Source organism: Burkholderia diffusa (assembly GCF_001718315.1).
GTDB lineage: Bacteria > Pseudomonadota > Gammaproteobacteria > Burkholderiales > Burkholderiaceae > Burkholderia > Burkholderia diffusa_B.
The window spans coordinates 1,320,811-1,345,345 of the sequence record NZ_CP013362.1; the positions used below are offsets into that span (position 1 = coordinate 1,320,811).

The window sequence follows — 24,535 nt, forward strand, 5'->3', positions numbered from 1 at the left end:
CGTCGCGTTACAGAATGCATAAGGCGTCGGCCGATTCCATCTTCGGCACGCCCGGCGGTCGCGCATGAACGCCCGCAACGCGTCGAGGCTGTGACAATGCGACACACCGGCGGCGGGCGCTTGGGGTATGGCCAATTTTGCGCATACCCCCTACGTCGATCAGCAGAACGGCAAGCGGCATTCAGGGTCGGCACACACCGTCGATGCACGCCGCCAGGCGCTCACTTAGCTTCGATAACCCGCGACTTCGGCCAACAGGTCGCCGTGCGGCCGCGAACGGCGAGTTTCCCACTTCTGACGCGGCACCAATTCGAACATCGGCTCAAGCGCCTGATTCACACACGCGCGCGCACGCGATACCAGTTCGTCGCTTGGAATTGCCCCGTCATGAACAATCGCGCGAACGTCGCGTTGTGCCTCGGCGATTTTCGCGCGAGCCGCCTTGATTTGGGGCATGTTCGTCGTGACGTTGCCGACGCGAGCACCCAGCCAGTTTTTCTCCGTGAAAACGTCGGTCCGAACTGCGGCACGCAACAAATCATCCGCGCTCGACAACTCGTCGAGCGCCTCGCCGACTTCGGGCGGCGCGGTGCGTTCGAGTTCGGTCAGGATGCGTTCGCGGTCGCCGCTATCGGCCATCGTCCAAACCGCGAGGCGACCGCGCGTTTCGAGCATCGACTTTTCAGCTTCGTAGCATGCCGCTTTCGCGGCAGCGAAGGCAGCCGCCGCTCGTTCGGCCTCATTGGTCAACGCGGACCGCGCGCGTTTCCGGTCCGGCAACGACTTGAGTTCGTGCGCCAGTTCGGCGCGACGCGCATCGAGCTTCGCTCGTTGTTTCGCCGCGAGTTCGTCGGCGAGGCCGGTATCGGCGACGAGCGCTTCGAGGATTACCATGCGCTCGGGCAGGGGTTTTTTCATGACACTCTCCAAAAGGCGCGTTAGCGCGGGATTACGACGATGTAATCTTCGGGACGAATTTCGACGCGGTACTTCACCGGACCGGGCTTTACGACTTGGTATAGCGTCCGGCCGGCCGGACCGGGCCAAACGAGAATGCTGTAACTGCCATGTACGGCGTCAAAATGCAGTCGCTCCAGAAGCCGTTTCGGTGCAGACACCTTCATGATTTCGCACTCCTATTTACTCAGTTAAAACACCTTCACAGTGCGGGTTGCCCCGCGCCCATAAATCGTCCTGCATGTCCGACGTGTCGCTGCTGTAGAACGCCGCTGCTTGTCGGGAACCGTCCGTAGCCGGGCGTCCGCTTTACTCGCCGTTGACCATCGGCCCGTCTCGAAATTCGCGAACCCTCGTCAGGTGCGACGATCAAGAACGGCGCGGGCGGCGGCTTCCGCGTGGGCCGCTTCGAGTCGTTCGCGGAAGTACGCGATATTCGGCAACAGATCAGCCAGTGGCCCGCGTATGACGCGCATAAGTACGTTTTCGCGATGCAAGTGCGCCCAACCCTCAAGCGCCGATAGTTCCTCGACCATGTCGATCAGTTCCGTGCGCATCCGGCACACATCGTCCACGCTAAAGCATGGCCCCCAAGGCAGATACAGTCCGCCGTCCGGATCGCGCAGCGCACCAACGCAGTCGCGGGGAATCTCGGGACGGCTGATTGCGCTGTCGGTCCCCTGACGGACCTTGCTAACGCTAATGTCGCTAACGTTGCTAACTTCTCCGCCGCTTCGGTCCTCTCCATTAGCAGGATTAGCACGATTAGCATTAGCGATTCCGCCGCGACGTTTTTTGTAGATCAGGTCGGCAAGGCTCATTACGCGCCCCCGTTGATAAGCGCCGGGTTCAGGTGAATAACGGTCTTCTTTCCTTCCTTGACGACGCGCAGCCGGTCTAGTGTCGCCAGCGCTTGCAATGCGGCGCTCAACGACGCGGCGTTGCGCAGCGGCCCAAATTGCATCGCTCGGCTTTTATCGACGGCGCGCGTACGCTGCGTATTGCAATGCTCAATCAGCCAAGCGTCCAATCGCGCCGCGTCAACATCGCCGTCAGATACCGCAAGCTCGGAGAAAAAACGTTTCGACTCGGACAGGTGCCACGCAACGATGCTCGATGCGCTCTCGAACGCATCCGAACCAATCGACCCGGTCGCGCCGCTAAATACGTGAAAGAGCGCGGCCAATCGTGCTGCGTTGTCTGCTGACTTGCTCGCCACGTCGCGCACGTCGTAAAGCTCGCCGCCACTCGATAGTTGCCCCTCAACGGCATCGTGAAACCGCACCCATGCCTCTTTCGCGGCTGGGTCGAGCGACAGTAGCGCGGGTTCGAGTTCGCCATGCTCGTTCACCGGCGCGCTCTGGTTCAAGATTTCCTTCACGCGCTGATTGAACGCCTCCATGTGTGGCCAGTTTTCTGGTGCCTCCGTGAAAGGGCGAAACCCCTGCGTTGATTGCGGCCACGCTACGAGAAATCGGGCCATGAAGCCGGTACCGCGCGCGAGTGCCCCTGTCTTCTGAAAGAATGCGCGAATCGTCGCGTCCTGAACCTGAAATGCGACTGTCAGGCGTGCGCCGCGCACCGTGAACGAGTCGGACGTGCGCCTATCGATGGTCAACGTGTTACCGTCCCAAAGCTGATTCAGCATCGAGAGGTTACGCATGACCGAATCCGCGCCCATCCCGTGCGAGCCGAAAACAAACCCCGCTTCGGAAGATACAACGCCGCCAGACGGCCATTGCTTGCCCAGTGAGAATGCAAGTGCTTCGGGCGTCGCGTCCGCATAAAGAAGGCGCGGCACGCGCGGTGCCCGTGGTTTTGCGATCTCAAGCTTACGTAGCTCTTCTTCAAGGGCAATCGTCGACTTTCCGCCCTTTGTGGCTTGCCGGATGTGCTCCTTGACGCCGCCGACCTTCGACTCCCACGCCTGAATGTCGGCGCGATAGTCGCTCAGGGAACGTTGCGCGGCCTGCGCCTGCTCGGCTTCGTATTCCCGAATAGCTCGCATGAAAAAGCTGTCACAGGTTGATTTTCGTTCGCCGCTGTCGGCCACGACGACTACGTACAAGCCGACAGGCCCGATTAGTCGATCAGCTCTCTTCACATCGAAGTGCGCTTGTATCGCAAGGCTCAATGCCGCGATGGCGCACGACGCAACCAGCGGTAGCGGGGCCTTAACGAAGCCACAAACCTCATCGACAGCGGCGCGGATGCAAGATGGCAACACCTCGACGGGATATTCCATCGGCTCGATATTGACGATGAGCGGCTGCGGGTCGGGCCATAGGCTCACACCGCTTCTTTGATCAAAGATCGGTTCATGCACTTCTTCCACTTCTTGCGTTGCTCGCTGGACGTTACGTGCTTTCGCGTTTGCATCGGTTTCGACGGCGTCCGCATATACGTCATCCGAGATGTGTTCGTTCACAGCTTTCCCTCCCGGGCTTGGCGCATCATCCATTGGATCGCGGCGGCGACTACGTTTTCGCGAATCCAGTCACCGTGTTCGCGCCAGTTGTTCGGGCCATGTAAAACACGGCATCGAGTAAGCTCGCGGTCGATCAGCGTTTCGACTCGCGATTTGAGTGCTTGTGATGCTTCTGATTTAACAGCGGTAGGGCGATCGACATTCACGATTTTCCACGATCACAAAAGGTATCGACAGAATGCATCAACGGAATGGTTGTGTCGGTAATTGAGTTCGACGTGATTCAAGGATGTCTGATTGAGAAGTTGAAAGCGTATGTGTCGATGAAAAAATCGACATTTGTCATTCACTGACGGTTTTGATTAAGCAGGGCTTGGATATCAGCAACCTTCCACGCCAAGCGGCGATTAATCCTGATGGGTCGAATCGGGCCGTTTTCTTCGCATGCCCATTTGCGGAGGGTTTGTTCTTTACGGTTCAGTGCGACGGCGGCGACTGCCGTCGTGACCGTTCCCGTTACGCCGAATGCTTGCAGCGTCATTCTGATGTCGGTAGCGGCGTGCTCGTTTTTCATTTTCATTTTCTCCCTGTTGCCTGCGTTGAGCTGTCTGATTCATTGTTGCTCGACAATCGGGAATTTCAAAGCGCGCGGGATATCATGTATCGATGGTTGCGTGTGTCGATTATTTCTTACGACAGTGTCATTTAAAATCAATTGGTTGCGTCTTGAGTAATGTATTTCAGTGTAAAAATGTAGACGTTCGCACGCACGAATGTTGCTGTCTGAAAAAGGCCCTTGCGCGGACGTGAAACACGCTGAAACAATGTGTTTCGGCATGGAACACGTTGCGGCACGTGCTATCGCACCGCAAAGAATCCCACGCGCGGGTGTGATCGCATCGGATCGATGATATTTTTATATCGATTTTATCGGGCGATAGTTACTGATCGCGGCCGGCTGCAATCCGCAATGGCGTCGCGGCTTGAATCAATGAAAATTCAATACCAGCTTGGGCAAGCATCCACGCTTCAATCTTGTCGTGCCACATGCGCAGCAAATCGAGCGAACGGCGGCGGTAGTGCTTTTCAGCGATTGCCGAAGGCTTATGGCCCTGAATTTGCGCGACTACACCGATTGGACATTCGACCCATTCGGCAAGCGTCCCGAACGAGCGCCGGAGGCCGTGCAGACTCAGATGAGGAAGGCCGGCTATCGCGAGCGCTTTGTTATGCGCGATACGCGGCTCGGCAATTTTTCCGTCCGCCGATTTCTTGCTCGCGAAAACCCAAGGGGAGGGCGACCACGATTCGCCTTTGGCGGTCAAGTCCCGTATTTGACGGATGTTCGGCGGCGTGTCGTTCAAGCGCTTGAGCTCCCGCAGGACGCTGGCGAGGTACGGTGTAAGCGGGATGATGCGGGAACCTTCGACCTTGTCGGCGATGGACAGCGAGCGCCATTGAAAATCGACATCGGTCCATCGGAGTGCCGCCATTTCCTCGCGGCGCGCGCCCGTGATGAGCAACGCTTGCAGATATGCCGCAATGACCGGATTGCCGAGCTTGCTGACGGCGTCGAACCAAGCCGGTAGCTGTTCCCGTTGCAGGCAATCATCTTTCGCCTTAGTACGCGGTACGACGCTTCTTACGGCGCGCGCGTTGTATGCATTTGGCGCAATGATGCCGCCGTATTCCGGCCGGTCGTTACACCAGCGGATGAAGGCGCGCAGCTTCCGATAACTCTGCTCGGCATTTGTCGGGCGCGTTAGCGATTCGGATTCGAGCCACGCGGCGACCACGTCGGCGGTTAAGGTCGATAGCTTCAACGGCATGAGTGCGGCGAGCGGTCCCGCGACCGTCACACCTTTCCCGCGCTTTCTCGGCTCTCCGCCAGCGTGTGCCAGATTCTCATGGTCGAATAGATGGCGCTCGCTCCATCGCGACCGGTTTGCGTCGAGATAAGCCGCCCAAGCGTCGTGCACGGTCGCATCTTGTCGCTTGGCTTCGGCTTTCCGCGCTTCGTAGGCGGCGGCGTGTTCTGCTGCCTGTTCGCGCGGGTCTATGCCGCTGTCGAGAAGGGTTTTCAAGCGGCGTGCTTCAACGCGTGCCTTCTCGATGCTCCAAGCGGATGGGTCGCCAATCGAGATGCGCACAAGTGAGCCACGCAATTTCGCTTGGAGCACATACCGTTTTGTGCCGCCCGCGTTTGCGCGAAGACCAAGACCCGGCGCGCCGCTGTCCCACAGGAAGGCTTCGGATTTGCCCTCGGGGCAGGTGTGTGCCGCGATCTTGCCCGCCGTGAAATTGACCTTTGCCATTGTCGTCGCCCCCGCTTAGGGTAGGTTCCGGAACCAATCCGGAACCCGATTTTGGCAATTTTGATCAACACATGTCAACGGACAGGCAGGGCAAAATTCTTGTGAGAACCTTATTGGTTAAGGGTTTTGAGGATTTTTGGCGGCGTTCTCCAATGCCCGAAAATACCTAGTCTTTCGGCCTTCTAAGCCGTAGGTCACACGTTCGAATCGTGTAGGGCGGGCCAGTCAAATCATGGGTTTGCGGCTGCTGTAGTGGCTGATCTCCCGTGCATCAATTTCCATGTAGAAGCCGTGTAGGCATATCGCCGTGTCGGCGAGGCTCGTCATCCGTCGCATATTCGCGAGGCTTCGCGAGCGTCAGCCAGCGACGCATTGATCCGGGTGAAGAGCGATGTCGGCCAGGTTGCCACGGGCACACATCATCCACCCATGCTATTGCGTTGTGGGACGGTATCGGCAACGTTCATGCATCGAATGGCTTCCGTAACGCCGCCGCCAGTTGATTGCTGACGTACACGCGCGAGCGCATGATACAGGTCGATGCGCTCGAATTCACCACTGCTGCGGAAGGAGCGGTACGCAACGGCGCAGTCGAGTCGAAGAGCCGTTCGCGATCAGCGTGGATGGCTGGAGGGGAAGCGTTCAAGAATAATCCGTACGCTGCAGATCGGATTCCTGATGACTTGCTCGTATCTCCGGAACAGCAGGACATCGTGCCTTGCGCGGCGCGTATCTGTATCGACCGACGTCGACCAACCCTCGCCTTCCCCTGCCGCCATCGTCCTCGGTTTGCAGTCGGGGCGACTCTCCATTGTCGTTTTAGAACGACCGTGCTAAATTTCCCGCCGGCACTTGCAGTCACCGACCCAATCATCCGGTTCCGGCAACCGGCGCCAATATGTGCGCCGGCGCCGCCCGACAGGAGACAGACGTGATGGAGCATGCATCGATCGCGCGCCCGTGGATCGACCGGGTCACGCAGGACCGGGTCACGAAACACCATGTCGCGCAGGAGCGCCCGCGAGCGCCGCACGGCGTGCGGGCCGCGTGGAGGGCGTCGCGATGAGCCTGCTGATATCGCGACGCGATCTCGCATTTCTGCTGTACGACTGGCTCGACGCGGATGCGCTCGCCGCGCTGCCTCGCTATGCGGAGCACAGCCGCGAGACGTTCGATGCGGTGCTCGACACCAGCGAGCGGATCGCGGCCGACCTATTCGCACCGCATGCGGCGCGCGGCGACCGCGAGGAGCCGCGTTTCGACGGCGAGCGCGTGACGCTGATTCCCGAGGTCAAGCCGGCGGTGCGGGCCTTCGCCGACGCCGGCCTGATCGCCGCGGGCCAGGACGAAGCATTCGGCGGGATGCGGCTGCCGAAACTCGTCGAAGCCGCATCGTTCCTGTTCTTCCAGGCCGCGAACATCGCGACCGCCGCGTATCCGTTCCTCACCGTCGCGAACGCGAACCTGTTGCTCACGCACGGCAGCCCCGCGCAGATCGACGCGTTCGCGCGTCCCGAGCTGGAAGGCCGCTTCTTCGGCACGATGTGCCTGTCCGAGCCGCAAGCCGGTTCATCGCTGTCGGACATCGTCACGCGTGCCGACTTCGAATGCGCGTCGCCGCTCGGCCCGCGCTATCGAATCACCGGCAACAAGATGTGGATTTCGGGTGGCGAGCACGAACTGGCGGAGAACATCGTTCACCTCGTGCTCGCGAAGATTCCCGACGAGCATGGGCGGCTGCTGCCCGGCACGCGCGGCATCTCGCTGTTCATCGTCCCCAGGTATCTGCCGGCCGACAACGGCGCTGCGCGCGGCGAGCACAACGACGTGGTGCTCGCCGGCCTGAATCACAAGATGGGCTATCGCGGCACGACCAACTGCCTGCTGAACTTCGGCGAAGGCACGCGCCATCGTCCGCTGGGGCGGGCTGGTGCAATCGGCTATCTGGTCGGCGAGCCCAATCACGGCCTCGCTTACATGTTCCACATGATGAACGAGGCGCGCATCGGCGTTGGCGCGGGCGCGGTGGCGCTCGGCTACACCGGTTACCTGCACGCCCTCGACTATGCGCGCAACCGGCCGCAAGGGCGTGCGCTCGGACCGGCCGGCAAGGACGCGGCGGCGCCGCAGGCGCCGATCATCGCGCACCCCGACGTGCGACGCATGCTGCTCGCGCAGAAGGCCTACGTCGAAGGCGGCCTCGCGCTGATCCTGTATTGCGCGCGGCTCGTCGACGAAGCGCGCGCGCACGGCGATGCGGCGGTGCGCGCCGAGGCCGTACGCCTGCTCGACATTCTGACGCCGATCGCGAAGAGCTGGCCGTCGCAGTGGTGTCTCGCGGCCAACGATCTCGCGATCCAGGTGCACGGCGGCTATGGGTACACGCGCGACTATCCGGTCGAGCGGCTCTATCGCGACAATCGTCTGAATCCGATCCACGAAGGCACGCACGGCATCCAGGCGCTCGACCTGCTGGGTCGCAAGATCGGCCAGGACGACGGCGCGCTGTTGCGTACGCTCGATGCTCGCATCGATGCGACGGTCCAACGCGCACGGGCGGCGGAGGGCGACACGCGCATGCATGCCGATGCGCTGGCGCCGCGCTGGGCGAGGCTTGTCGACGTCACGCGCGCACTGGCCGCGCTCGGCGATCCGCAGGTGCGGCTCGCGAACGCGAGCGTCTATCTGGAGGCGTTCGGCCATCTGGTTGTCGCGTGGCTGTGGCTCGACGTGACGCTCGCCGCGCAAGGACGCGATGACGATTTCCACGATGGCAAGCGAGCTGCCGCGCGGTATTTCTTTCGCTGGGAGTTGCCGAAGGTGGATGCGCAACTCGACCTGCTGGGGAGCGTCGATACGACGACGCTCGACATGCGCGATGCGTGGTTCTGAGCGTCGGGCCGCACGGATGACGGTGTCGCGGTGCCGGCCATCTGGCCGGCGACGCATACCTTTCGCGCGGGCGCGTCCCGCTGCCGTATCGATGCGCGGCGATGTCGCGCAAGGAGAATGGAGAGCATGAAAGCCCTGTTGTGTACTGCATTCGGCCCGATCGACCGCTTGCGTATCGAGGATGTCGCGATTCCCGAACCGGCCGCCGGTCAGGTGCGGATTCGCGTGAAGGCGGCATCGCTCAATTTCCCCGATGCGCTGATCGTCCAGGGGCTGTATCAGGTGAAGCCGGCGCTGCCGTTCTCTCCCGGCGCGGAATTCGCCGGCGTGATCGACGCGGTCGGCGATGGCGTGAGCGCCTGGCGGCCGGGCGACGAGGTGGTCGCGTTCACCGGCCACGGCGGCTTCGCCGGGCAGTGCGTGGCCGATGTGCACCAGATCGCGGCGCTGCCGCCGGGGATGTCGTTCGAGCAGGGCGCGGCGCTCGTGCTGGCCTACGGCACGTCGCTGCATGCGCTGCAGCAGCGTGCGCGCCTGCAGCAGGGCGAGACACTGCTGGTGCTGGGCGCGGCCGGCGGAGTCGGGCTCGCCGCGATCGAGATCGCGAAGGCGCTGGGCGCGCGCGTGATCGCGGCCGCGTCGAGCGCGGACAAACTGGCGCTGTGCCGCGAAGCCGGCGCCGACGACACGATCGACTACTCGACCGAGGACCTGCGGCGCCGCGTCGACGAACTGACCGGCGGACGCGGCGCGGACGTCGTCTACGAGCCGGTCGGCGGTGCGTACAGCGAGGCGGCGCTGCGCGCGACCGCGTGGCGCGGCCGGTTCCTCGTGGTCGGATTTGCAGCCGGCGAAATTCCGAAGATCGCGCTGAACCTTGCACTGCTGAAGGAGCGCGACATTCTGGGCGTGTTCTGGGGCGACGCGGTGCGGCGCGACCCCGCGCAGCATGCGGCGAACATGCGCCAGCTCGCGCAATGGTTCGCGGCCGGCAAGGTGCGGCCCGCGATCACCGAGCGCGTGCCGCTCGCGGGCGCGGCCGACGCGATTGCGCGCATGGCGAACCGGCAGGTCAAGGGCAAGGTCGTCATCCTGCCGGATGCTTGATCGCGCCGTGCCGGACGATGCGAAGGGGGCCGATTCGGCGCCGCCTTCGGTCGAGCATCCTTTGTGTGACGTCACCGGAGTCGTTGAGTATGCAACCTTTATCGAATGTGCAGCCCGCCGTTGCGAAATCGCTCACGGCCTGGCACGCAATGCTCGAGCGCAAGGATTTCAGCGAGCTCGACACGATCGTCCATCCGGACGCCGTGTTCCGCTCGCCGATGGCGTTCAAGCCGTACGGACCGGCGCCCGCGCTGCTGCTGGCGCTGCGCACGGTGCTCACGATCCTCGAGAACTTCGAATATCACCGCGCGTTCGCCGATGACGACGGCACGAGCGTCGTGCTGGAATTCAGTGCAACGGTCGGCGACAAGCGGCTGAAGGGGATCGACATGATCCGCTTCGACACCGACGGACGGATCGTCGAATTCGAGGTGATGATCCGTCCGTTCAATGCGCTGCAGGCGCTCGGCGCGGAAATGGGCGCGCGGCTCGGGCAGCAGTTGCCGGCGTTCAAGGTTGGCGGGTAAGCGGGCGGTACCGCCCCGCCTGCGTTCATCGGCGCAATGAAGTCGATGACGAGTGGCCGGCACGACCGTGCGCTGCGTTTGCCGGCGCGTCGTCGAGAAAATCCTGCAACGCCCGCGCCGGCAGAGAAATCACGAAGCGTGCGCCGCCGAGCGGCGAATCCTCGAGTCGCACGTCACCGCCGTGCACGAGCGCGACGCGCCGCACGATCGCAAGCCCGAGCCCGAACCCGCCGGTTTGCCGGTCGCGGCTCGAATCGAGCCGCTGGAACGGTTCGAATACGCGCGCGCGATCGGCGACCGGAATGCCGGGGCCGTCATCGTCGACGCTCAGCACGAGCGCGCCGCACGCATCGTGCGTTGCGGACAGCAGGACCGTGCGCGACGCATAACGTGCGCCATTGCGGATCAGGTTCAACAGGGCACGTGCGACAAGCTTCGGATCGCACACGTGGGTGGCGGGCGCGCCCGTCGTCGACACGCCGAGCGTGAGACCACTGTCGGCGATGTCGTTCGCGACATTGCCGGCCACACTGTCGATCAGCGCGTCGACGACGACGTCCATCGGCGCGATCTCGCTTGCGCCTTGTTCGAGGCGCCCGATCGTCAGCAGTTCGGTTACCAGATCGTCCAGTTCGCGCACGTCGCGCCGAAGTTCGTCACGGCGTTCGCGCATCCGGCCGCTCTCGTCGGATTCGGCGAGCAGCGCGAGCCCGAATTCGAGCCGCGCGAGCGGCGTCTTCAGCTCGTGCGAGATTCCGTGCATCATCTCGCGCTGCTGTTTGATCGACGCCTCGATCCGCTCGGCCATGTCGTTGAACTGCTGCGACAGTTCGTAGATGTTCGATCGCCCGGACAGCTGCACGCGCGTCGACAGGTCGCCCGCGCCGAACGCGTGCGCGGCGGCCTGCAACCGGCGTAGATCGCGCCAGTGATACGAGATCCACAGCACGACGGCGAACAGCGCGGCGAGTGCGAGCAGCAGGTATGCGTAGATCTTGATGTCGAGATCGGCTGCCTCGGTCGGTCGCGCGTGCAGCACGGACCCGTCCGCGAGCGGCATGTAGTAATCCCTGGCGTCGTAGCTGATAGCGATCCTGCCCGCGTCGAGATCGCGCAGCGGCGCGCCGCTCAACTGAGCGCGGGCGTCGGCCATCGTCACGAAGCCGAATCCTTCGTTGCCGTGCTTCGCGAGTTCGCGCAGCGCGAGCATGCGTTGCGCGCCGGGATGACGCTCCAGGTAATCGTTCAGGACGAACGCGTAGGTCGTCAGCGAATCGCGCTGCGCCTGCGCGACGCGATCGTAGAAGATCCGGTCGAACGAAAACTGGATGAACGCAATCGATCCTGCGACACACAGGATCACGATGAGGTACAGCCTGATCAACGGACGCAGCATTTATTCGTCCCACGCGGAAGGGCTGAACAGGTAGCCGCGGCCCCAGATCGTCTTGATCTTGTGCGGCTCCGACGACGCATCCTCGAAGCGGCGGCGCAGCTTCGAGATGCCGGAATCGACCGAGCGGTCGAGCCCGTCGAATTCGATTCCGCGCAACTGCTTCAGGATGTCGTCGCGACTCAGCACGGTGCCGGCCGCGCGCGCGAGAATCAGCAGCAGGTTGAACTCGGCCGTTTTCAGATCGACAAGCTCGCCGCGCCATGTGACGGTGCGGTTCGGCGGCGAGATCGTCAGTTCTCCGAATACCAGCGCTTCGGGCGCGGCAGCCGGTGTGTTCGTCGCAACCGGTTGCGCGCGGCGCAGCAGCGCGCGGGCGCGCGCCACCAGCACACGCGGCTCGATCGGCTTCGTCACGTAGTCGTCGGCGCCGGTTTCGAGGCCAGCGACCTGATCGTAGACATCCGCGCGCGCGGTGAGAATCAACACGGGGACATTGGTGAACGCGCGAATGCGCCGGCACACTTCCATCCCGTCGAGGTTCGGCAGCATCAGGTCAAGGATCACGAGCGCAGGACGGTGCTCACGCACTGCCGCGACGGCCAGGTCGCCACGCCGCACGACCTTCACGGCGAATTCGTAGTTGTCGAGGTATTCGCGCACGAGCTGCGCCAGGCGGTCGTCGTCCTCGATCAGCAGTACACGATATTTGAGCGGATTGTTGTACATGGTCTCCTCGATGCGCACGCGTCATCCCGCATTCCGGCTCGCGGGCGCGCGGCGCGGCACGCGAATTCTATCCGGCGTTCCGGCGGTTCGGGGAGTGGGGCGACAATCGGGAACAATCGAACACAATTGGGTACAGATTCCCCGCAGATCCGGACAGTCCCGGCGCACGGCGGCACCTAGACTTCGGGCTCCGTCACTCTTACTTCAACATTGTGCGTCCAACCCTTCGCTGCTTTCGTTATTGCGTGCCGCTTGTCGGCCTGACCGTTGCCGCCGCCGCCCATGCGGAAAACCAGTATTCGCTTTCGCTCGGCGGCGGGTTCGCGCCGCGCTATCAGGGAAGCAACCAGTATCGCGGCGTCGTCGCGCCGGGGTTTTCCGCGACATTCGGCAACGGCTTCTTCATCGACAGCAGCACGGGCGCCGGCTATCGGCTGGATCTTCCGCACGGCGCGTTTGTGTCGGCTGCGGTGAACTACGACCCCGGCCGCGCCGACACAAACCGCGTCGACCTGCCCGGTTCGGATTACCTGAAGGGGATGGGCCGGATCCCGGGCTCGGTGCTCGTCGGCCTGCAGGCCGGGGTGACACTGTTCGATGCGGCCGAACTGAGCGTGACGGTCGACACCCCGGTGACGCATACGTCGCGCGGCGTGTCGGGCCATGTCGACCTTGCGGTGCCGGTGTTCAAGACCGCGCGGCACGAGATCGTCGTGACGGGCAGCGTGCATGCCGGGACCGGACGCTACACGCAGACGTTCTATGGCGTGACCGACGCGCAGTCGATGGCGAGCCGCTTCCAGCCGTATTCGACGCGCGGCGGGATCGACAGCGCGACGATGTCGGTCGCATGGAACTGGAACCTGTCGCGACACTGGTCGGTGGTCGCGACCGGTGGCGTGACGCGGCTGCTTGGGCGCTATGGCGACAGCCCGATCGTCCAGTCGCGTAGCAACTACTACGGGATGGCCGGCGCGACCTACAAGTTTTGAACGGGCTGCCGCCGCGCGCATGCCGGACATGACGCGCCGATGTCGGGCCGTTGCCGCGAACCGCGTGCGGTAACATGCTGGCGGGTCCGGCATTGCGTCGGGTCTGCGACGCCGGTGCGCGGAAACGACTCGGCCGCGTCGTGCAATGCCGCCATTCGCCGGCAGCCATCCGTCGGGATATGGCCAGCGGCGCGCGGCGCCGATCATGCATGCGATAACCGGCCTGGCTCGAATGCCGCACATGAATCGCCGGGCCGCGACAGGGAGAAACCGATGAAGAGAACGATCGCGATGCTCGTGGCACTCGTTGCGAGCGCAACCTTTGCAGGATGTGCGGACATGAAAACGAAGCACCCGAACGCCACCGCCGGCGGCGCGGTAATGAATCCTGCGCCGTCAGGGGCCGCGGCTGCGTGCAAGGCAGACGCGGCCCCTGACGATGCGCTGATCGGCAGGACCGAGGCCGATGCGGCCGCGCTGCTCGACGGCTGCCTGTGGCGCGTGCTCGAACGTGACGGCAAATCGTTGCCGGGCACGATGGACTACCGCGCGGAGCGCCGCGACCTGGGCATTCGCGACGGCAAGGTGATCTGGGTGCGGCGCGGGTGATGCGGCGGGCCGGCGCGTGGGTTACTTCGAGATATACCAGAGCGCGTCGGTGCTGACGCGCGCAGCCGGCTTCGTCGCCGCTGGCGCCTGAGGCGTCGCGACGGGGGGCGGTGTGTTCGACGTCACTGCAGTGGGCCACGTCGCTGGCGTCTGCGACGTGGTCGACGCCGTCGAGGTGGTTGCCGTACTCGACGAGGTCGCCGCCGAACCCGACGTCGACGCCGTATCGATATACCAGAGCGCATCGGACGATGTGGTGCGCTTGGCCGACGCATTGGCCGTGTGCTTCACCGCCGGCGCCGTGGCAGCCGATGCCGCCGCCCCCGAACGCTGCGTTGCCGCTGTTGTCGCCGTTCCTCCCTGCGCAGTTGCCCCCGCCGCGCCGTGCTGCGCGCGCGCCTCGAACGGTCCGAGCTGGAAGATTAACGTTTGCGCGGGACGCGTCAGAACGGCATACGGAAACTGCAGCTCCCACGACATCAGCACGCGGCCCGACGACGTCTCGGTGAAGATCGCCGGCACGTGCTTCATGTCGCTGAATTGCACGTAGATTCGCGCGCCGTCGTCAAACACCTGGGTCGGCCTGGCCTGGTCCGCACCGGTGACCGTCCAGCCGAAGTTGTACGTGCCGGCCGGGCCGGCGGGCCCGCCTTGCGGCTGCGGCGGGGGGGCGGCTGGCGCAAGCGTGCGGGCACGCGCGACCGGCGGCGCCGACACGCTCAGGCTGGCGAACGGGTTGTACGCCTGCACCTGCTGCGGCGGCGTGAAGGAGGGTGGCAGGATGGGCATGGGAGTATCTGGCGAATCCGGCATGGTCCGGATTGCATCATAGACCTTGCGGGCATACGCGAGGCGCTTGTCGGGCGATGCTGAGTTGTACGCGCCGATCGCGTTCCAGTTCGCACCGAGCTGGCGGATGTTCTGCGACAGGATCCACGCGCCGACATACGCGTTGGTGCACGCATCGAACAGGCTTTCACGCGAGATGCCCTCGCGCGCGAGTGTCGGCAGCCAGGTGCTGTTGATCTGCATCAGCCCGATGTCGACGGTGCCGTTTGTGTTGGTGTTGATGGCGTTCGGGTTCATTCCCGATTCGACCTGCGCGATGCCGCGCAGCAGGCTCACGCTCACTTTCTGGAACGTGGCCGCGTCGTCGAGGCAGTCGGCCCGCGCGAATCCGTGCAGCGCACACGACAGTGCGATCGTCGCGACGATCTTCGGCGTGGCTTGGCTGATCGAACGGGCAGTCTTACGCGGCATGGCAGGATGGGGCGGAATCCGTCCGCCCGGTGCAAGGAAATTACGCAGACGCGAAGTGTGCCATAGCGCGCAGTCAAATGGCTCGCGTCAAACTTTCCTTTGCATTTGCCGGCGCATGTGTCGCGCATTTCCGTTGGCGCCGGCATCCACGCGCGACGGGACGGAATCGGTAAAAAGGACTGCAATCGCGCGCATGCCGGCAGGCACGCGCGCTCGCAATACTGACGCCACGCGTCATGTGCCGCAATGACGGCAGTGAATGGTGCAGCGAAGCGGAATGACGGGCGGCGCAGCCGGCCGTGCGCGGGCAGTGAAAACGACGACGGCGGCCGCAGCCGCCGTGTCGGTGAATCCTCGATCCCCGAATCCGAATCGGGAGCCGATCGACCGGCCGCGCCTGCCGCGCGCAGCCGGCCGTCGTCGATCAGAAGCGGTGGCGCAGGCCGAGGTTGACCATCGTCTGCGAACTCGTGCCCGCATAGCCGTACGAACCGATCGACGCCTGCGCGGCCATCGACCCGCCGTTGCCGTCGCCCGTCCGTCCGCTCGCGTGCTGGTACGCGGCGGTCAGGTACACGTCGGTGCGCTTCGACAGGTTATAGTCCGCGCCGGCCGACACCTGGTGATAGGTTGCCGACGTATCGCCGCCCGAGCGCGTATAGCTGTATCCGACGCCGACGAGCAGCGCATTGGTCGCCTGGTAGTTCACGAAGCCCTGGCCGGTGTTGTAGTGCTCGTTCGAGTTGAACACCGAGCTCGCGTCGCGGCGGTACTGTGCGTTGCTGTAGCCGAGGCCGAACGTGAAAGGGCCGGCAACGTACTGGCCCGCGATGCGGGCGATGCCGATCGAGTGCGCGCTCGCGTAGCCATTGTTGATCGGGCCGTCGAAGGTGCCGTCCGACGAGCTGGTCCAGCCGGTGCGCAGCCCGTTTGACGCGGGGCTGTTGGTCGCGTGGAAGTAGCCGCCCGCGACGCTGAACGGGCCATTGTTGTATGACACGGCAGCCGAATACGACTGCGCGGCGCCGGTGCTGCCGGCGATGCCGCCGAACGAGTACATCGCCGAGAACTGCAGGCCCGAATACACGGCCGACGTGTACTTCACCGCGTTGTCGACGCGGAAGCTGTTGTCGTAGTTGTCGACGTCACCCGGCGTCGCGAACACGCTGCCGAGATAGTTGTCGGCGGTGATGCCCTGCACGAGATCGACGAGCGGATCGTACTGGCGGCCGAACGTGAGCGTGCCGTAGCGGTCGCTCGTCAGCCCGACGAACGCCTGCCGGCCGAACAGGCGACCGCCCTGGCCCTGCCGGCCGCCGCTCGGGTCGAAGCCGTTCTCGAGCTGGAACAGCGCCTTCAGCCCGCCGCCGAGATCCTCGGTGCCTTTCACGCCCCAGCGGCTGCCGGCAAGATTGCCCGCGCTGCTGTTGCCGAGCATCCACGCATTGTCCTTGCCCTGCGCGTGATTCACGTACGTGATCGACGTGTCGATCACGCCATACAGCGTGACGCTCGACTGCGCATGCGCGGCGGGAATCGCCGCGAACAATGCGAGCGAAATCAGCGAAAGGGTCGTGCGTTTCATTTCATCTCCTTGCGATTGGCTTGCTTTCTTGGAACCGGATTGGCAGGAGACTACCGAGCCGCCGACGAACGGCAAAAATGAAATTCTCCGATGTGATCTAAAGCAGACAGGTGCGTGCTTCGGCAAGGTCCATTGAGAGATTCACATTATTGTGAATTGTGTATCAATCGATTTGAATCTCAGGATTGGAAGATCGGCGTATTGCCGGATTCGTGATAATTCCGCGCGATTTTCAGTCGAATTTCGATGGCGACGCATTCGACGTCGATTCATCAATTGATTATTTAATGAATTGAATCGCGTGATGCGGGCCGGATGTGTTATTGCGCTCTCGCGCTCACCGTCAGCGGCGATCGGCACACGGTGCGAGAATGCGGCCTTCGGCCGGCACGCTCGCGCCGCTCACCAGGGAACCCGCATGGACAGTCACATTGCTCCGGTGGAGCTGAAGAAAGCCTACCGTCTTCTCAACCATGGCCCGACCGTGCTCGTGTCGGCCCGTCACGGCGGCGTCGACAACGTGATGGCCGCCGCATGGGCCTGTGCGCTCGATTTCCTGCCGCCAAAGCTGACGGTCGTGCTCGACAAGTCCGCGAAGACGCGCGAGCTCGTCGAGCGCAGCGGCACTTTCGTCATCCAGGTGCCGACGGCCGCGCAATTGCAGCTCACGCATGCGGTCGGCAGCCACAGTCTCGCGGAGCGGCCGGACAAGCTGCGCGAGGCGGGCGTCACGCTGTTCGATGTCGAAGGCCACGACCTGCCGTTCGTCGCCGGCTGTTCGGGCTGGCTCGCATGCAAGCTGATTCCCGAGCCGCACAACCAGCAGACCTACGATCTGTTCATCGGCGAGGTGATCGGCGCATGGTCCGACACGCGCGTGTTCCGCGACGGCCACTGGTATTTCGAATCGGCCGATCCGGCGCTGCGCAGCCTGCACTACATCGCGGGCGGCAACTTCTATGCGATCGGCGAATCGCTGCACGTCGATCCGGGCCAGCCGGGCCCGCGGTAATCATTCGGCCGGCGGCCCGCTTTCGTCGAGGGCGCGCGGCTCACGCACGCTTTTTCAGTTCCGCCAGCATCGCGTCGGCGAACGCCTGCGTAACGCGCGACAGCGTGCGCCCGCGTTTCGCGACGAGCGCGATCGGCCGCACGAACGCGGGGTCGTCGATCGGCTTCGCGACGAGGTCGGGTTCGGCGCGCACCTCGCGGGCAGTCGCCGGCAGGATCGTCACGCCGAGGCCGCCGCGCACCATCGCGACGGCCGTCATCATGTAGGTCGGTTCGCACGCGATGTCCGGCGTGCAGCCGGCTGCCTCCAGCGCCGCATCGACGACGCTGCGCACGCTCGTGCCCTGCGCGGTCAGCACGAGCGGCACGGCGGCGACATCGCCGGTGCGCACGCGCCGCTTGCGCGCGAGCGGATGATCCTTCGGGCACACGGCGACGAGCCGATCGGCGCCCGCGTACAGCACGTCCAGCGACGCGTCGAACGCATCGCCGCCGGTCAGCCCGAGATCGGCTTCCTCGTTGCGCACCAGCGCGGTGACGAGGCTCGCGACGCCGTCGCGGATGTCGAAGGCCGCGCGCGGCACGTCGCGCCGGAACGACTGGATGAGCTCCGGCAGCATGCTCGACGCAAACGTCGGCAGGCACGCGAGCCGCACCGTGCCGCTCGCGCCTTCGCCGAGCGCACGCGCATCGCGCAGCACGCGCTCCATGTCGTCGAGCGAGCGCTGCAGCAGCGGCAGCAGCTCGCGCCCCGTCTGCGTGAGCGCGACGCTGCGGCTGTTGCGGTCGAACAGCCGCGCGCCGACGATTTCCTCGAGCCGCCGGATCTGCACGGTCAGCGCCGGCTGCGACAAGTGCAGCCGCGCGGCGGCGCGCGTGAAGTCGCCGGCGTGCGCGACGGTGACGAACGCGCGAATGTCGCGAAGGTTCAGATCCATAACGGTTCGTGATTGCTGCGATCAAATCATTTCAATTGTGCTATCGCTGCGCCAACCGTACGCTCGTCCCCAACAAAAGACAAGGTAGGAGACACCGATGCTGCCGTTACTCGGGCTGGGCACGATCGTCGTGCTGCTCGCCGCGATTCTGTCCAGACGCATGTCGCCGCTCGTGGCGCTGATCATCGTGCCGATCGCGGCATCGCTCATCGGCGGCTTCGGGCTGCATACCAGCAAATTCGTGATCGACGGCCTGAAGGGCCTCGCGCCCGTGGTCGGGATGTTCGTGTTCGCGATCCTCTATTTCGGGACGATCACCGACGCCGGCACGCTCGACCCGATCATCGATCGCATCCTGCGCGCGGTCGGCACGCGGCCCACGCGGATCGTAATGGGCACGATGCTGCTCGCGCTGCTGATCCATCTCGACGGCTCGGGCGCCGTCTGCTTTCTCGTGACGATTCCCGCCGTGTTGCCGCTGTACGACCGCCTGAAGATGGACCGGCGCGTGCTGGCCGCCGCTGTGTCGATGGCGGCTGGCATCAACTTCCTGCCATGGACCGGGCCAATGATCCGTGCGTCGGCGTCGCTGCATCTGCCGGTGTCGGCGCTGTTCAATCCGCTGATTCCGGTGCAGGCGATCGGCCTCGTGTTCGTGTTCGGCGTCGCGTACTGGCTCGGGCGACGCGAGGAGAAGCGGCTCGGCCTGTCGCGCGACGATGCATCGATTCCGCTGCCGATCCGCGAGCTGACGCCGGACGAGCAGGCGCTGCGCCGGCCGCATCTGTTCTGGTTCAACCTGGTGCTGACGCTCGTCGTGCTCGGCACGATGGTCGCGATGGGCGAGAAGATCCCGCCCGCGATCATGTTCATGGTCGGCCTGTGCGTCGCGCTGATGGTGAACTACCCGGACGTCGACATGCAGCGGAAGCGCATCGACGCGCATGCGCGCGCGGCGCTGATGATGGCTGGCATCCTGCTCGCAGCCGGCGTGTTTACCGGGATCATGCAGGGCAGCGGGATGCTGAAGGCGATGGCGCAGGCGGCGGTCGGCTTCGTGCCGCCGTCGATGGCCGGCCATATTCCGGTTGCGCTCGGCCTCGCGTCGATGCCGCTCAGCATGCTGTTCGATCCCGATTCGTTCTACTTCGGCGTGCTGCCGGTGATAGCGGAAGTGGCCGGCCAGCTCGGCGTGCCGGCCGTGCATGTGGGGCAGGCTGCGTTGCTCGGCCAGATGACGACCGGGTTTCCGGTCAGCCCGCTGACGCCCGCGACGTTCCTTGTCGTCGGCCTGTGCGGGATCGAGCTGGCCGAGCACCAGAAGTTCACGTTCCCGCTGCTGTTCGGCGCCTCGATCGTGATGACGATCGCGTGCGTCGTGCTGGGCGTTTTCTGATTTTTTCCCGGCGCGCGAGCGCCGGATCACGGTACCGACATGACAGCAAAGCCATCATACGAACGGCGCGTGCGCATCGGCGCGGGCGCCGGCTATTCGGGCGACCGGATCGAGCCTGCGGTCGAGCTGGCCGAGCACGGGCAACTCGACTATCTCGTCTTCGAATGCCTGGCCGAGCGCACGATCGCGATCGCGCAGCAGGCACGGCGCAAGGATCCATCGCTGGGCTACGATCCGCTGCTCGACGCGCGCATGCAGGCGGTGTTGCCGGTGGCGGCGGCGAAACGCGTGCGTATCGTGTCGAACATGGGCGCGGCGAACCCGCGCGCGGCCGCGCTGCGCACCGCGCGGATCGCGCAGTCGCTCGGCCTCGCGGGGCTGAAGGTCGCGGCGGTCGAAGGCGACGACGTGCTCGACGTCGTGCTGCGCGGCGCGTTCCGTTTCGAGGAGTCGGGCGACGAGGTCGCCGCGTATCGCGACCGCATCGTGTCCGCGAACGCGTATCTTGGCGCCGCGCCGATCGTCGATGCGCTCGCGGCCGGCGCGGACGTCGTGCTGACCGGGCGCGTCGCCGATCCGTCGCTGTTCGCCGCGCCGCTGATTCATGCGTTCGGCTGGCGGATGGATGACTGGGACACGCTCGGGGCGGCGACGGTCGTCGGCCATCTGCTCGAATGCGCGGGGCAGGTGACGGGCGGCTATTTTGCCGACCCTGGCTACAAGGACGTGCCGAATCTTGCGCGGCTCGGATTTCCGATCGGCGAGGTCGCGGCCGACGGCTCCGTCGTCATCACCAAGGTGCCGCACGCGGGCGGCCGCGTAAGCGCGGCGACCTGCAAGGAACAGCTGCTGTACGAGATTCACGACCCGGCGCGCTACCTGCAGCCCGACGTCGTCGCGGATTTCACGCGCGTGGCCGTCGCGGAAGAGGCACCGGACCGCGTGCGCGTGACGGGTGGGCGCGGCAGCGCGCGTACCGACACGCTGAAGGTGTCGGTCGCGTATGTCGACGGCCATATCGGCGAAGGGCAGATCTCGTATGGCGGGCCGGGTGCGCTGGCTCGCGCTCGGCTCGCGCTCGACATCGTCCGCGAGCGGCTCGCGCTGACCGGCGTGGCCGCGACCGAACTGCGCTTCGATCTGATCGGCGTGGATTCGCTGTACGGCGACGCGGCGCCTGCCGCGCGCGGCGAGCCGGCCGAAGTCCGCGTGCGGGTGGCCGGCCGTGCGGCGAGCGCCGCCGAGGCAGCGCGGATCGGCAACGAAGTCGAGACGCTTTATACGAACGGTCCGGCCGGCGGGGGCGGTGCGTTCAAGTCGACGCGCGAGGTGATCGCGGTGCAGTCGGTGCTGCTGCCGCGCACGGACGTCACACCGTCGTTTTCATTCGTGGAGGCATGATGCAACTGCGTGAACTGGCGCATGCGCGCACCGGCGACAAGGGCAATACGCTGAACGTGTCGGTCATTTGTCGCGATCCGCGTCACTACGAACACCTGCGCGCACATCTCGATGCGCCGGCGGTGAAGGCGTGGCTTGCGGGCATCGTGCACGGCGACGTCGTGCGCCACGAGCTGCCGGTGCTTGCCGCGTTCAACTTCGTGCTGCGCGATTCGCTCGGCGGCGGCGTCACGCGTTCACTCGCGCTCGACGCGCACGGCAAGTCGGTCAGCTCGGCGTTGCTGGCGATCGACTTGCCGGAGCCGGCGTGACGGCGTCCCGCCATTCCGACTTCACACGTACAGATAACGCACGAGGTGGAAGAACACCGGCGCCGCGAAGCAGATGGAGTCGACGCGATCGAGCATCCCGCCGTGGCCCGCGATCATCGAGCCCCAGTCCTTGGTGCCGAGCGAGCGCTTCACGGCCGACAGCACGAGGCCGCCGACGAAGCCCGCGATCACGATCGCGAGCGAGATCCCGAACGCCGCACCGAAGCTGAACGGCGTCACGCGATACAGCGACGCGCCGCACAGCGTCGCGAGCAGGCCGCCGCCGACGAAGCCCTCGACCGTCTTCGACGGCGACAGGCGCGGCGCGATCTTGCGGCGCCCGCACAGCTTGCCGACCACGTACTGCAGCACGTCGCTGATCTGCACGACGAACAGGAAGAAGAACAGCAGCAGCGCGTTCTGCCCGGCGTAGCGCGGAATGTCGAGGATCAGCACAGCCGGCGCATGGCTCAACCCGTACACGCACACCATCAGCGCCCAGTTGATCTTCGCGTTGCGGCTCAGGAATTCGCGCGTGTCCTGCGTGAGTGCCGACACCAGCGACATCGCGAAGAACAGGTGCACCGGTACGAAGATCGAATACATCCCGTACCAGTTGATCCCGAGCAGCAGGTACTGCACCGGAATCGCGACGAAGAACGCGATGAAGAGCGTCGTGTGGTCGCTTGCGGTGGTCGGTGTGAGCGTGATGAATTCGCGCAGCGTCAGGTACGAAAGCAGCGCGAATACCAGATACGTGACGTTGTTGCCGAGACTGATCGAGATGACCATGATCGCGATCATCGCCCACCATGCGCGGATGCGCTGGTTCAGGTTGACGATGGTCGCGCTGGTACCGCCGCTGCGCGCGCCGAGGATCGCGCCGATCACGGTCGCGAGCACCAGCACGCCGGTGACGCCTGCGACCAGTTCCCAGAAGAGAGTTCGCATGAAGAGGTCCGGAAAAGGAAGAGGAGGGCGCCGCGTTCAGCCGGCCGGCCGCTGCGGCGGCGCGAGCGCGACGATCGCGTCGCGCATGCGGGCGAGGAAGGTCGGCTTGTCTTCGTCGGCGCCGAGCGCTTCGTTCGCACCGAAGTGCACCTTGCAGATCAGCGGCACGGGCCAGATCGCGCCCTTCGGCATGATGCGCTGTAGGTTCTCGAGATAAACCGGCGCGAGCGCGACCTCCGGAAACTCGGTCGCGAGATGGAACAGGCCGCTCTTGAACGGCTGCGGCAAGACTTCGGCGCCGCGCGTGCCTTCCGGAAAGATGATGATCGAATGGCCTTGCCGCAGTGCATCGCGCACCGGGTCCAACGGGTCGCCGCCGCTTTCGCGGTGACGGTCGATCAGCACGACGTTCAGCAGCTTCTGCGCGATGTGACGCTTCACGTTGCTGCTGTCCCAGTAGTCGCGCGCGGCGACGGGCCGTACGACCGCGCGCACGTCGCGCGGCAGCGCGGCGAGGATCGCGAGCGTGTCGATATGGCTCGTATGGTTCGAGAAGTAGATCTTCTGTGTCGGGGACGGCGGCGCCTGATGCCAGACCGGATACGCACCGGCGACGAGACGCACGATCGACAGCAGGAAATCGCGCTGCCACACGTTCAGGATGTTCATCGGTGCCGCGCCTCCTGCACGCATGTCCGCGCCGCCGCGCATGTGCGGCGGGCGGAATCCCGGAATGCCGGAGCGGCAGGATGCGCACCGGACGGCCATTGTTTAAGTTTTTTCAAATTCGTGGCTGCCTGTCGCAGGGCCGCGATAATCGGGCGATGCGCCGGCGGGTGTTGCGTCGCGGCGAATTCGCCGTTCGACGGCGTGATAATCGGCTGTTGCACGAGCGCCCTGTCACAGTTCGAATGAATTGCTGCGCTCGCGGGCCAGCGGATTATCGCGAGTTTCCGTCGAAAATGCCAGATAGCGCGGCGCGGCCGGCGAGTGTGCGGCTTGACGCGCTGGGGACCGCTCGGCGACGATTACGCCCACCCGTTGCACGCTGCGGCCGACGGGCGCGCTGCCCGGGGCGGGGCCGCCACAAACGTGTCCGAACGTGAATAACCAATAAAACGATGAGCCTCTACTCACTCAAACCGAAATTCCAGAACCGTCTGCGTCCGTTCGCGGATTCGCTTGCCGAACGCGGCGTCACGGCCAATCAGGTCACGCTGTTCGCGGCCGGCGGCTCGATCGTCGTCGGCGCGCTGGCGGGGCTCGGCGTATTCGCCCGCGTGCTGTTCCTGCTGATCCCGATCTGGCTGTTCGTGCGGATGGCGCTCAATGCGATCGATGGCATGCTCGCCCGCGAACACGGGCAGAAGAGCACGCTTGGCGCGTACCTGAACGAGCTTGGCGACGTCGTGTCCGACGTCGCGCTCGTGCTGCCGTTCCTCGCGGTCTCCGCTTTCGCTCAGGCAGACGTCTGGCTGTTCGCGCTGGCTGCGGTCATCGTCGAATGCGCGGGGCTGATCGGCCCGCTCGCCGGCGCGACGCGCCGCTACGACGGCCCGTTCGGCAAGAGCGACCGCGCGCTCGCGCTCGGCGCGTTCGCGCTGTGGATCGGCTTCGGTCTGCCGGTCGGCAGCGTGGCGGCGTGGCTGTGGCGCGTGCTGATCATGCTGTCGCTCGTGACGGTGGTGCGGCGCGTGCAGGCCGGCATCGCCGAAGCGGGTGGCTGACGGCGG

Annotated in this window: 23 protein-coding genes and 1 tRNA gene; 11 read left to right on the top strand and 13 right to left on the bottom strand. The window is 64.8% G+C overall.

Translation table 11 applies throughout. From position 1 onward, the window contains the following. Nucleotides 1–225: 225 nt before the first annotated feature. The 6 genes from WI26_RS06090 to WI26_RS06105 all read right to left on the bottom strand — a co-directional run bounded on the left by WI26_RS06090 (nucleotide 226) and on the right by WI26_RS06105 (nucleotide 5,700). Nucleotides 226–918 carry a hypothetical protein gene (locus WI26_RS06090; RefSeq protein ID WP_069225461.1) on the bottom strand — a complete coding sequence of 231 codons (693 nt, stop codon included), beginning with the start codon at nucleotides 916–918 and terminating at the stop codon, nucleotides 226–228. Between the two features lie 395 nt (nucleotides 919–1,313). Continuing rightward, entirely contained in the window at nucleotides 1,314–1,778 is a 465-nt protein-coding gene (locus tag WI26_RS32130) for a hypothetical protein (RefSeq protein ID WP_155768739.1), read from the bottom strand. Beyond that, entirely contained in the window at nucleotides 1,778–3,385 is a 1,608-nt protein-coding gene (locus tag WI26_RS06100; RefSeq protein ID WP_167359233.1) for a YfjI family protein, read from the bottom strand. Before WI26_RS06100 ends, WI26_RS32130 begins: the two co-directional genes overlap by 1 nt. Further along, complete coding sequence (locus WI26_RS32625) at nucleotides 3,382–3,591, bottom strand: hypothetical protein (protein WP_167359234.1); 210 nt, start codon at nucleotides 3,589–3,591, stop codon at nucleotides 3,382–3,384. Before WI26_RS32625 ends, WI26_RS06100 begins: the two co-directional genes overlap by 4 nt. Before the next feature lie 140 nt (nucleotides 3,592–3,731). Continuing rightward, nucleotides 3,732–3,959 carry a hypothetical protein gene (locus WI26_RS30895; protein ID WP_081334277.1) on the bottom strand — a complete coding sequence of 76 codons (228 nt, stop codon included), beginning with the start codon at nucleotides 3,957–3,959 and terminating at the stop codon, nucleotides 3,732–3,734. 367 nt (nucleotides 3,960–4,326) lie between these two features. Then, nucleotides 4,327–5,700, bottom strand: coding sequence for a tyrosine-type recombinase/integrase (locus WI26_RS06105; RefSeq protein ID WP_069225463.1), 1,374 nt, complete (start codon nucleotides 5,698–5,700; stop codon nucleotides 4,327–4,329). Nucleotides 5,701–5,856: 156 nt separating this feature from the next. Here WI26_RS06105 and WI26_RS32135 point away from each other — a divergent pair. The 4 genes from WI26_RS32135 (at nucleotide 5,857) to WI26_RS06120 (ending at nucleotide 10,226) form a co-directional block, all read left to right on the top strand. Further along, nucleotides 5,857–5,924, top strand: a tRNA-Arg gene (locus WI26_RS32135). Nucleotides 5,925–6,762: 838 nt separating this feature from the next. Continuing rightward, on the top strand, nucleotides 6,763–8,592 hold the full coding sequence (locus WI26_RS06110) for an acyl-CoA dehydrogenase (RefSeq protein WP_069226359.1): 1,830 nt from the start codon (nucleotides 6,763–6,765) through the stop codon (nucleotides 8,590–8,592). Between the two features lie 126 nt (nucleotides 8,593–8,718). Continuing rightward, nucleotides 8,719–9,699, top strand: a complete 981-nt coding sequence (locus WI26_RS06115; protein ID WP_069226360.1) for an NADPH:quinone oxidoreductase family protein — start codon at nucleotides 8,719–8,721, stop codon at nucleotides 9,697–9,699. Between the two features lie 89 nt (nucleotides 9,700–9,788). Further along, complete coding sequence (locus WI26_RS06120; RefSeq protein WP_069225464.1) at nucleotides 9,789–10,226, top strand: nuclear transport factor 2 family protein; 438 nt, start codon at nucleotides 9,789–9,791, stop codon at nucleotides 10,224–10,226. 25 nt (nucleotides 10,227–10,251) lie between these two features. On the opposite strand, the gene WI26_RS06125 is transcribed toward WI26_RS06120, so the two are convergent. Both WI26_RS06125 and WI26_RS06130 read right to left on the bottom strand, forming a co-directional pair. Next, the gene (locus WI26_RS06125) at nucleotides 10,252–11,622 is read right to left on the bottom strand and encodes an ATP-binding protein (RefSeq protein WP_069225465.1); all 1,371 of its coding nucleotides are present in this window, start codon (nucleotides 11,620–11,622) and stop codon (nucleotides 10,252–10,254) included. After that, nucleotides 11,623–12,348 carry a response regulator gene (locus WI26_RS06130; RefSeq protein ID WP_059508774.1) on the bottom strand — a complete coding sequence of 242 codons (726 nt, stop codon included), beginning with the start codon at nucleotides 12,346–12,348 and terminating at the stop codon, nucleotides 11,623–11,625. It lies immediately after the preceding gene. A 245-nt stretch (nucleotides 12,349–12,593) separates the two neighbouring features. Between WI26_RS06130 and WI26_RS06135 the strand changes: the two genes are divergently transcribed. Further along, entirely contained in the window at nucleotides 12,594–13,340 is a 747-nt protein-coding gene (locus WI26_RS06135; protein ID WP_069225466.1) for a MipA/OmpV family protein, read from the top strand. Nucleotides 13,341–13,613: 273 nt separating this feature from the next. After that, entirely contained in the window at nucleotides 13,614–13,949 is a 336-nt protein-coding gene (locus tag WI26_RS06140; RefSeq protein ID WP_069225467.1) for a hypothetical protein, read from the top strand. Nucleotides 13,950–13,970: 21 nt separating this feature from the next. Here the strand turns inward: WI26_RS06140 and WI26_RS06145 are convergent, their stop codons facing one another. Both WI26_RS06145 and WI26_RS06150 read right to left on the bottom strand, forming a co-directional pair. Then, a complete protein-coding gene (locus WI26_RS06145) occupies nucleotides 13,971–15,209 on the bottom strand; it encodes a transglycosylase SLT domain-containing protein (protein ID WP_069225468.1) in 1,239 nt (412 codons plus the stop codon). A 424-nt stretch (nucleotides 15,210–15,633) separates the two neighbouring features. Then, nucleotides 15,634–16,794 carry a porin gene (locus WI26_RS06150; RefSeq protein ID WP_069225469.1) on the bottom strand — a complete coding sequence of 387 codons (1,161 nt, stop codon included), beginning with the start codon at nucleotides 16,792–16,794 and terminating at the stop codon, nucleotides 15,634–15,636. Between the two features lie 418 nt (nucleotides 16,795–17,212). On the opposite strand from WI26_RS06150, the gene WI26_RS06155 reads away from it, so the two are divergent. Continuing rightward, nucleotides 17,213–17,806, top strand: a complete 594-nt coding sequence (locus tag WI26_RS06155) for a flavin reductase family protein (RefSeq protein WP_069225470.1) — start codon at nucleotides 17,213–17,215, stop codon at nucleotides 17,804–17,806. Nucleotides 17,807–17,846: 40 nt separating this feature from the next. Here the strand turns inward: WI26_RS06155 and WI26_RS06160 are convergent, their stop codons facing one another. Continuing rightward, a complete protein-coding gene (locus WI26_RS06160) occupies nucleotides 17,847–18,743 on the bottom strand; it encodes a LysR family transcriptional regulator (RefSeq protein ID WP_069225471.1) in 897 nt (298 codons plus the stop codon). A 97-nt stretch (nucleotides 18,744–18,840) separates the two neighbouring features. Here WI26_RS06160 and WI26_RS06165 point away from each other — a divergent pair, with 97 nt between their 5' ends. The 3 genes from WI26_RS06165 to WI26_RS06175 are packed head-to-tail and all read left to right on the top strand — an operon-like array spanning nucleotide 18,841 to nucleotide 21,851. Further along, entirely contained in the window at nucleotides 18,841–20,139 is a 1,299-nt protein-coding gene (locus tag WI26_RS06165; RefSeq protein ID WP_069225472.1) for a CitMHS family transporter, read from the top strand. A gap of 39 nt (nucleotides 20,140–20,178) precedes the next feature. Then, complete coding sequence (locus WI26_RS06170; protein ID WP_069225473.1) at nucleotides 20,179–21,540, top strand: acyclic terpene utilization AtuA family protein; 1,362 nt, start codon at nucleotides 20,179–20,181, stop codon at nucleotides 21,538–21,540. Then, nucleotides 21,540–21,851 carry a hypothetical protein gene (locus WI26_RS06175; protein ID WP_059508838.1) on the top strand — a complete coding sequence of 104 codons (312 nt, stop codon included), beginning with the start codon at nucleotides 21,540–21,542 and terminating at the stop codon, nucleotides 21,849–21,851. Before WI26_RS06170 ends, WI26_RS06175 begins: the two co-directional genes overlap by 1 nt. Nucleotides 21,852–21,872: 21 nt before the next feature. On the opposite strand, the gene WI26_RS06180 is transcribed toward WI26_RS06175, so the two are convergent. Then, on the bottom strand, nucleotides 21,873–22,802 hold the full coding sequence (locus WI26_RS06180) for a phosphatidate cytidylyltransferase (protein WP_069225474.1): 930 nt from the start codon (nucleotides 22,800–22,802) through the stop codon (nucleotides 21,873–21,875). A 36-nt stretch (nucleotides 22,803–22,838) separates the two neighbouring features. After that, nucleotides 22,839–23,471, bottom strand: coding sequence for a lysophospholipid acyltransferase family protein (locus tag WI26_RS06185; RefSeq protein WP_069226361.1), 633 nt, complete (start codon nucleotides 23,469–23,471; stop codon nucleotides 22,839–22,841). Between the two features lie 452 nt (nucleotides 23,472–23,923). Between WI26_RS06185 and WI26_RS06190 the strand changes: the two genes are divergently transcribed. Next, complete coding sequence (locus WI26_RS06190; RefSeq protein ID WP_059540219.1) at nucleotides 23,924–24,529, top strand: CDP-alcohol phosphatidyltransferase family protein; 606 nt, start codon at nucleotides 23,924–23,926, stop codon at nucleotides 24,527–24,529. The last annotated feature ends 6 nt before the right edge of the window (nucleotides 24,530–24,535 follow it).

Excerpts from the sequence above, each read along its gene's own strand:
- WI26_RS06130 (WP_059508774.1), bottom strand. The coding sequence starts at position 12,348 with ATGTACAACAATCCGCTCAAATATCGTGTACTGCTGATCGAGGACGAC.
- WI26_RS06090 (WP_069225461.1), bottom strand. The coding sequence starts at position 918 with ATGAAAAAACCCCTGCCCGAGCGCATGGTAATCCTCGAAGCGCTCGTC.
- WI26_RS06185 (WP_069226361.1), bottom strand. The coding sequence starts at position 23,471 with ATGAACATCCTGAACGTGTGGCAGCGCGATTTCCTGCTGTCGATCGTG.
- WI26_RS06105 (WP_069225463.1), bottom strand. The coding sequence starts at position 5,700 with ATGGCAAAGGTCAATTTCACGGCGGGCAAGATCGCGGCACACACCTGC.
- WI26_RS06140 (WP_069225467.1), top strand. The coding sequence starts at position 13,614 with ATGAAGAGAACGATCGCGATGCTCGTGGCACTCGTTGCGAGCGCAACC.
- WI26_RS06150 (WP_069225469.1), bottom strand. The coding sequence starts at position 16,794 with ATGAAACGCACGACCCTTTCGCTGATTTCGCTCGCATTGTTCGCGGCG.
- WI26_RS06145 (WP_069225468.1), bottom strand. The coding sequence starts at position 15,209 with ATGCCGCGTAAGACTGCCCGTTCGATCAGCCAAGCCACGCCGAAGATC.
- WI26_RS06120 (WP_069225464.1), top strand. The coding sequence starts at position 9,789 with ATGCAACCTTTATCGAATGTGCAGCCCGCCGTTGCGAAATCGCTCACG.
- WI26_RS06190 (WP_059540219.1), top strand. The coding sequence starts at position 23,924 with ATGAGCCTCTACTCACTCAAACCGAAATTCCAGAACCGTCTGCGTCCG.
- WI26_RS30895 (WP_081334277.1), bottom strand. The coding sequence starts at position 3,959 with ATGAAAAACGAGCACGCCGCTACCGACATCAGAATGACGCTGCAAGCA.
- WI26_RS06165 (WP_069225472.1), top strand. The coding sequence starts at position 18,841 with ATGCTGCCGTTACTCGGGCTGGGCACGATCGTCGTGCTGCTCGCCGCG.
- WI26_RS06175 (WP_059508838.1), top strand. The coding sequence starts at position 21,540 with ATGCAACTGCGTGAACTGGCGCATGCGCGCACCGGCGACAAGGGCAAT.
- WI26_RS32130 (WP_155768739.1), bottom strand. The coding sequence starts at position 1,778 with ATGAGCCTTGCCGACCTGATCTACAAAAAACGTCGCGGCGGAATCGCT.
- WI26_RS06115 (WP_069226360.1), top strand. The coding sequence starts at position 8,719 with ATGAAAGCCCTGTTGTGTACTGCATTCGGCCCGATCGACCGCTTGCGT.
- WI26_RS06125 (WP_069225465.1), bottom strand. The coding sequence starts at position 11,622 with ATGCTGCGTCCGTTGATCAGGCTGTACCTCATCGTGATCCTGTGTGTC.
- WI26_RS06170 (WP_069225473.1), top strand. The coding sequence starts at position 20,179 with ATGACAGCAAAGCCATCATACGAACGGCGCGTGCGCATCGGCGCGGGC.
- WI26_RS06160 (WP_069225471.1), bottom strand. The coding sequence starts at position 18,743 with ATGGATCTGAACCTTCGCGACATTCGCGCGTTCGTCACCGTCGCGCAC.
- WI26_RS06180 (WP_069225474.1), bottom strand. The coding sequence starts at position 22,802 with ATGCGAACTCTCTTCTGGGAACTGGTCGCAGGCGTCACCGGCGTGCTG.
- WI26_RS06155 (WP_069225470.1), top strand. The coding sequence starts at position 17,213 with ATGGACAGTCACATTGCTCCGGTGGAGCTGAAGAAAGCCTACCGTCTT.
- WI26_RS06110 (WP_069226359.1), top strand. The coding sequence starts at position 6,763 with ATGAGCCTGCTGATATCGCGACGCGATCTCGCATTTCTGCTGTACGAC.